This is a genomic window from Pseudomonas sp. EL_65y_Pfl1_R83 (assembly GCF_963970695.1).
Lineage (GTDB): Bacteria > Pseudomonadota > Gammaproteobacteria > Pseudomonadales > Pseudomonadaceae > Aquipseudomonas > Aquipseudomonas tritici.
In genome coordinates, this window is record NZ_CAXAQI010000004.1 from 254,616 (window position 1) to 267,874 (window position 13,259).

General features: G+C 57.3%; 9 protein-coding genes and 2 pseudogenes. 3 read left to right on the forward strand and 8 right to left on the reverse strand.

What is annotated here, in order from left to right:
* Positions 1 to 37 precede the first annotated feature (37 nt).
* Positions 38 to 328, reverse strand: a pseudogene (locus AACY08_RS07645) (NAD(P)H-dependent oxidoreductase); the annotation flags it as partial.
* Here AACY08_RS07645 and AACY08_RS07650 point away from each other — a divergent pair.
* The gene (locus AACY08_RS07650; RefSeq protein WP_445261443.1) at positions 266 to 523 is read left to right on the forward strand and encodes a hypothetical protein; all 258 of its coding nucleotides are present in this window, start codon (positions 266 to 268) and stop codon (positions 521 to 523) included. The pseudogene AACY08_RS07645 and the gene AACY08_RS07650 sit on opposite strands and share 63 nt — an antisense overlap.
* 140 nt (positions 524 to 663) lie before the next feature.
* The gene (dkgB, locus tag AACY08_RS07655; protein ID WP_339468872.1) at positions 664 to 1,482 is read left to right on the forward strand and encodes a 2,5-didehydrogluconate reductase DkgB; all 819 of its coding nucleotides are present in this window, start codon (positions 664 to 666) and stop codon (positions 1,480 to 1,482) included.
* Here dkgB and AACY08_RS07660 read toward each other — a convergent pair.
* From AACY08_RS07660 to AACY08_RS07690, 7 genes and pseudogenes are all read right to left on the reverse strand, one after another.
* Positions 1,479 to 1,907, reverse strand: coding sequence for a chemotaxis protein CheY (locus AACY08_RS07660; protein WP_339468873.1), 429 nt, complete (start codon positions 1,905 to 1,907; stop codon positions 1,479 to 1,481). The two genes, dkgB and AACY08_RS07660, sit on opposite strands and share 4 nt — an antisense overlap.
* A gap of 134 nt (positions 1,908 to 2,041) precedes the next feature.
* Entirely contained in the window at positions 2,042 to 5,656 is a 3,615-nt protein-coding gene (locus tag AACY08_RS07665; protein WP_339468874.1) for a transporter substrate-binding domain-containing protein, read from the reverse strand.
* Position 5,657: 1 nt separating this feature from the next.
* Entirely contained in the window at positions 5,658 to 6,284 is a 627-nt protein-coding gene (locus tag AACY08_RS07670; RefSeq protein ID WP_339468875.1) for a response regulator transcription factor, read from the reverse strand.
* A 335-nt stretch (positions 6,285 to 6,619) separates the two neighbouring features.
* Positions 6,620 to 6,763, reverse strand: a pseudogene (locus AACY08_RS07675) (MgtC/SapB family protein); the annotation flags it as partial.
* A 16-nt stretch (positions 6,764 to 6,779) separates the two neighbouring features.
* Positions 6,780 to 9,485 (reverse strand): magnesium-translocating P-type ATPase, encoded by a 2,706-nt coding sequence (gene mgtA, locus AACY08_RS07680; RefSeq protein ID WP_339468876.1) that lies wholly within the window; start codon positions 9,483 to 9,485, stop codon positions 6,780 to 6,782.
* Between the two features lie 561 nt (positions 9,486 to 10,046).
* A complete protein-coding gene (locus AACY08_RS07685) occupies positions 10,047 to 10,646 on the reverse strand; it encodes a GNAT family N-acetyltransferase (RefSeq protein WP_339469033.1) in 600 nt (199 codons plus the stop codon).
* A 12-nt stretch (positions 10,647 to 10,658) separates the two neighbouring features.
* The gene (locus AACY08_RS07690) at positions 10,659 to 11,003 is read right to left on the reverse strand and encodes an FKBP-type peptidyl-prolyl cis-trans isomerase (protein ID WP_339468877.1); all 345 of its coding nucleotides are present in this window, start codon (positions 11,001 to 11,003) and stop codon (positions 10,659 to 10,661) included.
* A 262-nt stretch (positions 11,004 to 11,265) separates the two neighbouring features.
* On the opposite strand from AACY08_RS07690, the gene AACY08_RS07695 reads away from it, so the two are divergent.
* Complete coding sequence (locus tag AACY08_RS07695) at positions 11,266 to 13,224, forward strand: flavin monoamine oxidase family protein (RefSeq protein WP_339468878.1); 1,959 nt, start codon at positions 11,266 to 11,268, stop codon at positions 13,222 to 13,224.
* Positions 13,225 to 13,259 lie beyond the last annotated feature (35 nt).

A 13,259-nucleotide genomic window follows, 5' to 3' on the forward strand; every position in this document is an offset into this window, starting at 1 on the left:
CTGGCTTGCCTGCTCCCACATTTGATCAATGCTCGGTTCAGAGACGTGGGTACAACGCCTCATCAAACTGCTCAAGTTTCGGAAACACCAAGGGCGGCTCATCCGCCAACCCTTGCCGCCGTGTCTCATACCCCAGCAGGAAATCCTGGCGCGCCTCAGCGCTGATATACGGAACGTGCCACGCCACAAACGGCGCCAATACGTCATAGCCCCCATACGCCAGCGTCCCGCGCAGAATCGATCGCAACATATCCGCCAGCGGTCCGTGAAGCGCGCCCTCGCCGAACATATGTTCACGCCCGCCCAAGGTGACCGTGAGCAGCGCCCGGACCTCTTCGTTGGCGGCTTTGCCAGTGCCTTCGGCGATGGGATCACCTCGCGCACCGGGCTGGCGAACAACAGGGTGGCATCGTACCTGCGGGAATCAGCCTGCGCGGGTCACTCCCTGGATGACTTCGGGCATATCCGCCAGGACCTGTTCACCCTCGGCGCCCTGCTGCCCCCCAGCGCACGCAAATGTTGAGCGATGCGCTGGATGCCGACCTGGCACGCGCCCATACTCGTGACCTGGGGTAAAGAGTCCTTTTCGGATTCGGCGGTTTTTCCAGAGGAACGACGAGCGGATACTCGACTCCATTGTTTACACCCCTTCAGGAGTTACTAATGTCTATCCCAACGCAAAACGTTCCGGCCTTCGGCCTAGGCACCTTCCGCTTGCAGGGCCAGGTGGTGATCGATTCGGTCAGCACCGGCCTGGAACTGGGCTACCGCGTCATCGACACCGCGCAGATCTATGAGAACGAAGCAGACGTCGGACAAGCCATTGTCGACAGCGGCATACCGCGCGATGAGCTGTTTATAACCAGCAAAATCTGGATCGCCAATTTCGCCAAAGGCAAGCTGATTCCAAGCCTGCGTGAAAGCCTGAGCAAACTGAAAACCGACTATCTGGACCTCACCCTGATCCATTGGCCATCGCCGGAAGACCAGGTGCCTGTCGCCGAATTCATGGGCCAACTGCTTGAAGCCAAACGCCTGGGCCTGACCCGCCAGATCGGCATCTCCAACTTCACCATCGACCTGATGAAGCAAGCGATTGCCGCCGTTGGTGCCGAGAACATCGCCACCAACCAGATCGAGATGCACCCCTACCTGCAAAATCGCAAGGTCGTGGATTTTGCCACCGCTAACGGTATCCAGATCACCTCATACATGACCCTGGCCTACGGCGAAGTGCTCAAAGACCCGGTGATTGAGCAAATCGCCGAGCGCCATCAGGCTACCCCGGCGCAAGTGACGTTGGCCTGGGCCATGCAACTGGGCTACGCGGTCATCCCATCGTCGACCAAACGTGCCAACCTGGAAAGCAACCTCAAGGCCTTGCAACTGGCCTTGAGTGCGGCCGACATGGCGCAGATTGCCGAACTGGAGCGCGGCCATCGCCTGACCAGCCCGAAAGGTATCGCGCCACAGTGGGACTAGGCCACGGGCGCGCGCGATAACTCCCGCAGCCACGGTAAAACCCGCAGGCCGGTGGTGGCTGCGGGTGGGTCGATGATGTCCATGAAGTGTTCGAGGTTGACGTTATCCGGCATGCCGGGCAGCCGTACCAGCACCGCCGGCGTTGCATCGGCGGGGGTGTTCAGATCCAGACTCAGGTCCTGGTGATCGTAGACCAGCACATGATGTGCCTGGGGTTGAGGCCCGCAAGCTTGGACCGCCAGCCCCGCACTGATGATCAGCACGTCAAAAGGTTGGGCCGGGATAGCAGTGAGTAGCTGGACCTCTTCGAAGGTCTGCACCGGTACGATCCGGTGATACCCCAACTGGTTGAGCATTTTCTCGATGTACAGGCGTTGCAGGTGCTGCTCATCGGCAATCAGGATAGTCAGTGCTTTGTTTGGCATGGCAAACCCCTGGGCAGGCAGTGCTCGTCAGTGAGCGAGGCCCATTTTCCAGACATATACCGAAGACAAAATCAGGCTTATTCCCCTTCCATGTAGGAGTTCTCCCAAATCCGCCGAATGGCTATCCACCTCAGTCAAGCCTGCTTGCTGTGCTGGCTCAGGCTGTGATGCAAACCATCGATGGCCATGCCAACCGCCTGTTTCGCAGCCGCCAGTGCTCGATGGTCGTGCCTTTCACACACCCCCTCCAAGGTTTCGCAACAGGCGACCAAACTGTGGGCCTTGACCATGCGAGCGCCCCCTTTAACGCGATGGGCCAGGTCATGCAACTTGGCGATATCCGCGTGATCTTTCAGCGTCGACAACAGCACGCGATCGTCTGCAAGACTGATGAGCAATGGCATCAGTAACTCGTTAAGCGCGGCAGTGTCACCGCCTGTCAGCGCAGTCAGCGTACTCAGGTCGTACACCGGCTCGACCTCACCCTTCACGGCTGCTGCGGTGCGAGGAGCCAGCGCCGCACGCAAATCATCGAGGCCGGTCGGTTTGAACAAGCAACCATCCATGCCCGCCTGCCTGCAGCGCTCGGTTTCCTCCGGCTGGGCGTTGGCGGTGAACCCCAGCAGCAGGCACGGCACCAGACCACGCTGACGCTCTTGGGCACGGATATCACGGGCCAGCGTGTAACCGTCCATAACCGGCATGTTGCTATCAGTGATGACGCCATCAAAATGCCCGGCCTGCCACAGTGCAAAACCCTCGGCGCCATTTTCGGCCGTGACGATGTGATGCCCAAGGAAGCTCAGTTGACGAGTCAGTAACAAACGGTTGGCCGGATAATCGTCGACCACCAGAAGGTTCAACGCCTGCGTCGGTGGAACACCAGCGACGGAAGTCGAAACCCGTGCTGCGCGGGTCAACGCCAGCGCCAACGTCACGTCCACCCGCGTCCCCTTGCCCAGCACACTGCTCAAGTGCAGTTGACCGCCCATCATCTCGCACAGGTTGCGACTGATCGCCAACCCGAGTCCGGAACCACTGCGCGCCGATTGGTCGTTGTTACTCCCCTGGATAAATGGGTTGAACAACCGCTGCTGATCTTCAGCACTGATGCCAACCCCCGTATCTTCGACATACAACCGTAGGTTCAAGTGGTCCCCGGCCAACGCAGGGGCGCACTGGGCACCCAGGCGCACCTGACCGGTGGCGGTAAACTTGATGGCATTCCCCAGCAGATTGGACACCACTTGCTTGAAGCGCAAAGGGTCGATGAGCACCGGGCGGTCAATCATCGGATCGAGATCCACTTGCAGGTGCAAACCTTTGTCCCGAGCCAGCCCCTCAAACACACGCGCCACAGATGCCAACAACTCGTGGAGATTGGCCGGCGCCAGGGTCAGGGACAGGTGGCCGGATTCTATCTTCGCAATGTCCAGAATATCGCCGATCAATTCCAGCATGCTTCGGGATGCCATCGACGCCACCTCCAGCGCATCCTGATCGACGCGGCCCTGCTCGGCGTTTTTCTGGGCCAATTCGATCATGCCTATCACGGCATTCATCGGCGTGCGGATCTCATGGCTCATGGTCGCGAGGAATGTGGTCTTGGCACGGTTTGCCGAGTCTGCGTCCTCCTTGGCTGCCTGCAACTGGCTCAACAGCCGCTGGCGCTCGCTCACATCCACCCAACCTGCAATCATGCCTACAACGTGGCTATTGCTATCTCGGTACGGCAGCATCCACTGGTAGATGGTTAGCACACCGCCACCGGGAACCTTAAGTACGCGATCCTGGATCTGCGGCTCCCCCCGCGCCATCAAGCTCAAGTATTCGGCGTGGAACGACTGTGCCTGGGGCGGGTTGCCCGTATCGGTTTGCACCACGGTCTTGCCGATCACGTCCTCCAACTTAAAGCCAAATACATCGAGGTAAGCGTTATTACAGGCCATTAACCGGCCCTGGCGGTCGCGCACGTAAATGGGGTGCGGCGTGCCGTCGATCAGAACGCTCATGAACCGCATCTGGTCGCTCAGGGCCCGTTCGGCCTGTGTGCGCTTGTGAATCAGGTTGCGCAGGTAGAGCACCCAGCCCAGGGTGATCAGCAGCAGCAGCGCGGCCAGGCCAAACCCTTGGATAATCACGTTGCGATGGCTGATCCAGTAGCTGTCTTCGATGATGATCTCACTGCGCCAACGGTTGGTCAGTTCGTCCATTTCTTCAGGCGTGATACACAACAGCGCCTTTTCGAGGATCGAATACAGCTCCAGTTGGCTGCGATTGACACCGAAGGCAATGCGCGCTGGCTCCGTACCGACGGTGCTGGTGATACGCAAGCGATCACGGTAATGGCGCGCAATCATGTAGCGTGCACTGATCAGCGAAATAACGTTCGCATCGACGCTGCCCTTGGCGACCAGATCCATGGCCTGCTCGGGGTTCTCGACATTGACAAACTCGATGCCTGGATAGTCCCGGGCAATCTGCACGGAGAGCGTGCTACCGGCGAGCAATGCCAGGCGTTTTCCAGGCATGTCCTCCAGCGTCACCAGGCGTTCGTCACCGGTACGCGCCACTAACACATAGGGATTGGACAGATAAGGCCGAGTGAAGCGCAGCTTTTCGGACCGCTCGACGCTGGGCGTGATCACCGCCAGCATATCCACTCTGCCGGTACTGACCTCTTCAATCTGCTGAGGCTGCGAACTCCCTGGCACCACTTCGAACTTCAAGCCCGTAAGCAAGCTGACTCGCGACAATACCTCGTCACTCAAGCCCACAAACTGCCTTTGCTCATTAAAAAAAGACAACGGCACGAACTTATCGAGCACTGCAACTTTCACCCGTGGGTGCTTCTGCAGCCAACGCTGCTCACTCTCACTCAAACGCAAACGGTCGGCAGCCAGGAAACCGCTGTCACCGGCACTCCAGCGTCGCAGGATCTCCATCTGCTGGTTGGCCGGGATAACGGCCAGCGCTTCGTTGATGATATTCAGTAGGCGCTCGTTGTCCTGGTTGAAGGCAAACCCGAACGGGTTGACCTCCAATGCGGAAAAATCTGCCATGCGGACGTTATTGAGGTGGTTCTTGTTGATCAGATAGCGGGCGCTGATAGCGTCGCCCAAGTAGACATCCGCCTGACCGAACGCCAAGGCGCCGATAGCCTGGTGAGTCGAGCCATACAGCTGCAGTTGCGCGTGGGGGTAAAAGGCCTGGACAGCGTCAGGCTGCATATAGTGGTAAAGCATCGCTACGCGCTTGCCAGCCAGGTCGGCGCTCAATGAATGACTGTCACCCGTGCGGGTCACCAGCACGGGTTGATCATTAGCGTAGGAACGCGACAGTATCAGTGCCTTATCGGCCGCTTCGTAACCGTTGGCAGACCCGACTAAATCCACCTCGCCGCGTTTGAGCGCTTCGATGACTTCATCACGAGTGTCGTAGCGTCGAACCTCAATAGGCATGTTTAAAATCAGGCTGATCAGCCACGCATAGTCAGCTGTAATGCCTTCAAAGTCGTTTCCGTTGGACCGGTCGAAAGGTATGTAGTCAGGTGCTGACACCCCCATCACCAACATCCGTCGCTCGCGCAGCCAGCGCCAGTCACTTTCCTCAAGTTCCAGACGGGGGTTTTCCAGCGTTGAATGGCCGAACAGCCGCAGTGTATGTGGCTCATCCAGAGCCATCGCTGCACAGGGCAACAGCCCCATCAGCAGGATGGCCATGAAAATCAACAGCCGGGAGATGGTCATTTCAGATCAGATGATTGCGCTGGGCGAACTTGGACAGGTGCACCACCGAGGACATACGCAGCTTCTCCTTGAGTCGTGTCTTATAGGTGCTGATGGTCTTGTGGCTCAACAACATGTCCTCAGCGATTTCCTTGTTGCCCAGGCCCAGCGCCAGCTTTTGCAGTACCGTCAATTCGCGATCCGACAGCGCGTCCACCAGTTCTTGCTCGGTGGTCTGCAAATCATCACGGCGCACCGAACTGGTGGCCACGCTGGGGAAGCAGCTGTAACCGGACCTGATCGCCCTGATCGCCTTTTGCAACTCATCCAGTTCACCGGTCTTGTTAACAAAGCCCATGGCTCCGGCGCGCATGCAGCGGGTAGAAAAGAACACCGCCAGGTACGAAGTCAGCACGAGGATTTTACAGGGCAGTTCCAGCGCCTTGATCCGGCTGATCACCTCCAGCCCGCCAAGCTTGGGCATCGCCAGGTCAAGGATGACCAGGTCCGGACATTTCTCACGAGCAATCTGCATGGCGTCTGCACCGTTGCCTGCTTCATATATTTCAACGAATCCTTCCTGCTTCAACAGGTACTTCACGGTGGCACGTATAAAAGGGTGATCATCCACAATTAAAGCTTTGCTCATAAGACTCCCCGAGGGATCAATACGCTTACATATCACACGGGACCTATCTACCTGTAAAAAGTAACAGTTCCGACAAACGGTGCTGATTACTCTGCATGACACTTCAGGCAGTACAGACCCCTCCTTTTGATAAAGCACGGTAAACACGTAGAGCCGCGCCCTTGTTCCTGAGGCGCAAGCGCGCAACCTTAGCAACGTCGCGCCTTATCAAATGAAGGGATCATCTCGATTGCTTGTAGGATTTTTCCTCGTAGTAGCATAGTCAGCTTTGCGCGGGACAAAGCCTGACAGCCGGGGGGCTACTCGGTGGTACTCGGACTCCAGAACGCCTGCACCAGCAGCACGTTGGTGCGCAGACCTGCAGTGCGCTGGCGGTATTGCCGCTCGAAACCGATCAGGCCACCAAGGATGAATGCCGCAGTGAGGCTGACCAGGGTGTCGATCAGGGAATTGAGGTTGATGTTGTTGATTGCTTGCAAAGGAAATCGTCCCTGTTTATTGCCAGCCAAACTTACGGATGTAGTAACCCTTCACCGCCTGGGTCAGGGCCATGTACGCCAGCAGGATCACGGGCAGGAACACAAAGTACAGCGATGGCAGCGCCTGCAATTTAAAGTAATGCGCCAACGGCCCCATCGGCAGGAAAATCCCCACGGCCATGATCACACCGGTCATCACCATCAACGGCATCGCCGCACGGCTTTGCAGGAACGGGATTTTCGGGGTGCGGATCATGTGCACGATCAGCGTCTGGGTCAGCAGCCCCACCACAAACCAGCCGGACTGGAACAGGGTCTGGTGGTCGGGGGTGTTGGCATCGAAGACATACCACATGAGTGCAAACGTGGAGATGTCAAAGATCGAACTGATCGGCCCGAAAAACAGCATGAAGCGGCCGACATCGCCCGGTTGCCAGCGTTGTGGCTTGGCGAGCATGTCTTCATCGACGTTATCGAACGGAATCGCGATCTGCGAAATGTCATACAGCAGGTTCTGCACCAGCAAATGCATCGGCAGCATCGGCAGGAACGGGATAAATGCACTGGCCACCAGCACCGAGAACACGTTGCCGAAGTTGGAACTGGCGGTCATCTTGATGTACTTGAGCATGTTGGCGAAGGTACGCCGCCCCTCCAGCACGCCCTCCTCCAGGATCATCAGGCTTTTTTCCAGCAGGATGATGTCGGCGGCTTCCTTGGCAATATCCACCGCGCTGTCCACCGAAATACCGATGTCGGCGGTACGCAACGCCGGCGCGTCGTTGATGCCATCGCCCATAAAGCCCACCACATGTCCGTTAGCCTTGAGCAGGCGCACGATGCGCTCCTTGTGGCTCGGCGTCAGCTTGGCGAACACGTTGGTGGTTTCCACGGCCTCTGCCAGCTCGGCGTCGGTCATGTCCTCGATATCGTTGCCCATCAGCAGGCCTTGTTGCTCCAGGCCCACTTCACGGCAGATTTTGGCGGTGACCAGCTCGTTGTCACCGGTCAGCACTTTTACCGCAACGCCATGGGCTTTGAGCGCCTTGAGGGCGGGAGCGGTGCTTTCCTTTGGTGGATCGAGGAAAGCCACGTAGCCGATCAGCGTGAGGTTTTGCTCATCCGCCAGGCTGTAAGTGTCGCGCCCCGGCGTCATGGGTTGCGCGGCCACGGCCACCACGCGCAGGCCTTCTTCGTTGAACGCAGCGGTGACCTGGCGAATACGTGCCAGCAGTTCATCGGTCAGCGCCTCGTTGGTGTCGCCATGGCGCACGTTGTTGCACACAGAGAGGATTTCCTCCACAGCGCCCTTGCAGATCAACAGGTGCGGCAAGCCTTCCTCGGCCACTACCACTGACATGCGGCGACGATTGAAATCGAACGGGATCTCATCGACCTTGTGGAACGCGGTGCCGACTTTCAGCTCGCGATGCACCTCCACGTGCTCCAGCACTGCCACGTCCAGCAGGTTTTTCAGGCCGGTCTGGTAGTAGCTGTTGAGGTAGGCCATTTCCAGCACATCGTCGGACTCTTCGCCCCACACATCCACATGGCGCGCCAGGAAAATCCTGTCCTGGGTCAACGTGCCGGTCTTGTCGGTGCACAGCACGTCCATGGCGCCGAAGTTCTGGATCGCGTCCAGGCGCTTGACGATGACCTTTTTGCGCGACAGAAACACCGCACCCTTGGCCAGGGTGGAGGTGACGATCATCGGCAACATTTCCGGGGTGAGGCCCACGGCAATCGACAATGCAAACAGCAGCGCCTCAGTCCAGTCACCCTTGGTGAAACCGTTGATAAACAGCACCAGTGGTGCCATCACGAACATGAACCGAATGAGCAACCAGCTGACGTTGTTAACGCCGTGCTGGAACGACGTGGTCGCGCGATCGGTGGCCGTCACACGCTGGGCCAACGCGCCGAAATAAGTGCTGTTACCGGTGGTCAGGATCACCGCCGTCGCCGCGCCGGACACCACGTTGGTGCCCATGAACAGGATATTTTCCAGGTCCAGCGGATTGCGGGTGTTGGCGTCCTGCTGGTGGGCGAACTTCTCCACCGGCATCGATTCCCCGGTCATCGCCGCCTGGCTGACGAACAGGTCCTTGGCGCTGAGCACACGGCTGTCGGCCGGGATCATGTCGCCGGCCGAAAGTACAATCAGATCGCCGGGCACCAACTGCTTGATCGGTAACTCAATGCGCTTGGCCTCATCGCGACGCAGCACCGTGGCGGTGTTACTCACCATGGCCTTCAGGGCATCGGCGGCCTTGTTGGATTTGGCCTCCTGCCAGAAACGCAGCAACGTCGACAGCACCACCATGGAGAAAATCACCGTGGCGGCCTTCATGTCTTCGGTCAGCCAGGAGATGACCGCCAACAGGGTCAGCAACAGGTTGAACGGGTTCTTGTAGCAGTGCCACAGGTGCACCCACCAGGGCAGCGGTTGCTCATGCTCGACTTCGTTGAGGCCGTATTGCACGCGCAGGGCATCGGCCTCTTGGGTGTTCAAACCTTCGCAATGACTGCCTAGCGTGCCGAGCAATTGCACGGCACTGTTGTTGGCCGAGACCACGAGGGTTTGCGCCAGGGTCGGCGGTACTTCGCGGCTGACACTGGCGTCGGTCACGGTTTCGAGCATCGCCAGGCGGCGGAAATGCCGGGCAATATGCCGGGTCCGCAGGAAGCCGGCGAAGAACTCTTTGAGCAGCGTGAAGTTCATGGTGTTACTCCTGCGCGAGGAAACACTCGTGCAGGTACGGCCGTCTGCCCCGCACCGTTTTATAGGCACAGTCAGCTTGGCCCGCCCACCGTAAAGGCAGGCGCGTCCGTAGCATCCCGAGGTGAGTCAGGTGCTGGTCAGCGTCGATGAGAGGGATTCGGGCAGGCGCCAGGATTGGCTGCTGCCGGGATGCCGCTTCTCGCTTTTATTGGCGAGACAACGGCATCAGAAGAATGCGCGTTACCTTGCCAAGCCTGTGCCGGCTACCAGAACCGGCCGACTACTGTCACTCGAACAAGTACCCACTGAGGGTCTCCGCTATTGATGAAAACGCGCGAAGCTTACGCCTCGATTTCAGGAGCGTAAACCGTAGGAAAGTGTCTGCGTGAGGAATAAGAAGATTCTTCAGGGAGGGTTCAGGAACGCATCTTCCTGAACCCTCCAGAGATCTAAATGTGGGAGCGGGCTTGCTCGCGAAGACGGTGTATCAGCCACTGCAGATGTCGACTGAGCTACCGCATTCTCGAGCAAGCCCACATTTCGGACAGCGTACATCTGTTGCTACGCGGTACCCGGTCTATCCCTCGCCACCAGCCTCAAGTAATCCTCAACCGCCCCACCCGCCAGCGCCTTGACCTGAATCGACACCCGGTTCACCTGCCGTCCCATCGTGACGCCCTCCCGCGTACGTACCTGCGCATACCCAAGCCTGGGCCAGAAACGCTCGGCTTTGATATTGCCGATAACCACCGTCAACCGCAGCCATTGGGCGCCCTTCTTCGCAGCCCATTCTTCAAGGTCCGCATGCAGTCGTTGCGCAAGGCCAGTGCCATGCAGGCAGGAGTCGACCAGCAGCAGCCCGATATGCCAGACACCGCTCGCCAGCAAGTCCGCCGCAATGTTCACCACCGCGACCCATCGGTCGTCAGCATCGCGATAACCCAGCCAGTACATCCGGCGGCACGTCCATCCTGTGGGCAGCTGCCCGTGCAACTCCTCGCGCGCTTCAGTCGGCGTGGCGGGCTCGCCGTTCACCGCAATGAAGTAATCCGGCGCTCGCTCGAAAAAAAGTTGCAGCTCGGCCTCGTCGCCAGCGCACAGCTCAACCACCCGAATACCTGCAACAGAGCAACCGGGCAACACGTGCTCATCAACATCCATGTTCATCCGCCCTCAATCATCACGCGTCAGCACTTCCAACAACTCAATCTCAAAACACAGGTTACTGTTGGGCTTGATATGCGCGCCCATCGACCGTTCGCCATACGCCAGATGCGCCGGCACGAACAAGGTCCGAACACCGCCCACCTGCATGCCCATCAGCCCCTGGTCCCAGCCCTTGATCACCCGCCCGGTGCCGATCACACACTGGAACGGCTTGCCGCGCTCCCAGGACGAATCGAATACCGTGCCGTCTTCCAGGGTGCCGGTGTATTGGGTAGTAATCAACGCGCCCTTGACCACGGCTTTGCCAGTGCCGGGGCGGATGTCGGTGATTTGGAGTTCGTTGTGGCTCATGGCGGTTCTCATTGAGGGCGCAAAGGATGGCGTTTCTCCCAGAATCAAGCGGGTTTGGCAAGCTTCAAACGCAACACTGACAGTTTCTACGCGCCGCAGCGCCTTTCAGGATCAGAGGGCGCTCTCTGCGCTTGCTGCCTGAAATTCACTTACAAAAAAACACGATGTCCCCTCCCCCCAAAACACCTTCAGCTTATTTCTCGCGCCCAGTGCTGACGCTCAACCTATAAAGCGTTCATTACGCTGAATAGGGAATATCAGAATGACCATCGGTTCCGGCTTCAACTACCCCGCAGACATCGCCCAGCGGCAGCATCGAGAAAAGCGCTCTACCGAGAAAAAATGGAGGCCAACATTTCCTAATCCACCCGACCTGTGCTTTGACTACCGCGCGTTGGTTGAACAGGTAAACGGGATTGCCCAGGCCACTGAACCCAATCATAAGATCTGCGTTATTGGCGCTGGCATTACCGGCCTGACGACTGCACGCGAGCTTTACAGGTGCGGGTTCACAAACATTACCTTACTCGAAAAATCCAAGCGTATTGGCGGCCGACACCTTACCGCCCTCGGGAACAATCACACCAACACGCCAGGCAGGCCCCCTTTCGAGATGGGTGCAATGAGGATGCCGTTCTTCAACAAGACAAATGAGCCTCCCAAAGACGGTCGCTCACTGATGGCCTATTACGCTAACGAATTCGATTTGCGCTATTCAGACTTTCCAAACCCGGGCAGCCCGGCCGTCCGCTCAACAGGTATATTCCTCAGAGAAGGGAGCATAGATAACAGCAGTGAACCCACCCTGCTGATCTGGAAAAACGCCGATGGAAAAACAGCCCCGCCAGGGCAAACGCTGGGCCACGTTTTCGGGAAATGGAAGACATTTGCCGAGCGTATGACGCTGTGCGTCTCCGAAAATTACGGCTCCGAACGCTGGGAGGACATGTGGGCATCGATAGTAAGAAAATACGAAGGTATGTCCTTTCGGGATCTGGTCAAGTTGCCAAGTATTGATACGTGGCACCACAGGGATCCTGGAAACTTTGGCGGCCTGGGTATGAGTGCCCAGGAATCTGCAGTGTTCTACGCCATCGGAATAGGTGATGGCAGTTGGGGCGCCTTCTATGACGTCTGCGCGCTTTACCCTCTGCGCACGGCGATATTTGGATTCAGCAGTCATCTGCAGTTAATCCACGGACGGGTTGACGCAGACGGTACTCCCATGGACGCGCCGTACTTGAATGCTAAAGAGACCCTGGACTCCAGAGGGCTGAAATTCAACAAACCAAACTATATTGGCCTTGGATCGCTGGCGGAATCGCTGCTCTTCATAAAACCCGACGAGACCGATGATTCTTTGTACGAACACCTTTTAAAGCGCCCATCCGGTTTACTGACCAGCAGTGCAGTGACAACACTGAAAAAACTCAAGAACGGAAAAATACGGGTGTATTACAGCTGGAATGCCACACAAAAAGACAAAACAGAAAACGTATTTATCGATTGTGACGCTGTCGTAATGACACTTCCCTCCTGGCTGATCGAGACACAAGTATCAATTGAGAACTTCAGCCAGGAGACACTCCCATTCAACATCATAGAAGCCTATAAGACCGCCCACTGGGAAACCAGCTGCAAAGTCTACGCGCCACTAAAAAAGTCGTTTCTCTCAGAGAACAAGAACATACCTCAAGCGATCGTTACGGACAGCTGGGTACATGATGTATATACCTACCGCTACCACAATAATAATACCTATGACTGCATCCTCCTCAGCTACACGTGGGAAGACGACGCGACCAAGCTATCGGTATTTGACGACGAACAACTGGTCGATAAATGCATAAAAGAGCTTGACCGAATCCTCTTGAAGTCCACAAACATCAAAGAAAAAATATCACCTTATATAGGGCATAAACAGGCCGTCGTTCAACGCTGGATGAACGACAAGCACTCGCTGGGTTGTGCAAAGCTCTATCGCGCAGGCACCTACTACGCCGCGGTGTCCTTAATGAAATACAACAGGGACTTCTCGCACAAATCGGGACTTTATCTCTGCGGCGAGTCGTTTTCCGTTGATGCTGGCTGGACTGAGCCTTGCTTCAGAGGCGCCGTCGACACCGTGATAAACATCTGCAATAAAACACGCGCCAATTTCAACGGCGGCTTTGACATGCAGGACTACCCAGCCTACAAAACCGAGCAACAAAGGAAATAGACTACGCAGTAATGAGAACCGTCTGACTTTCAATT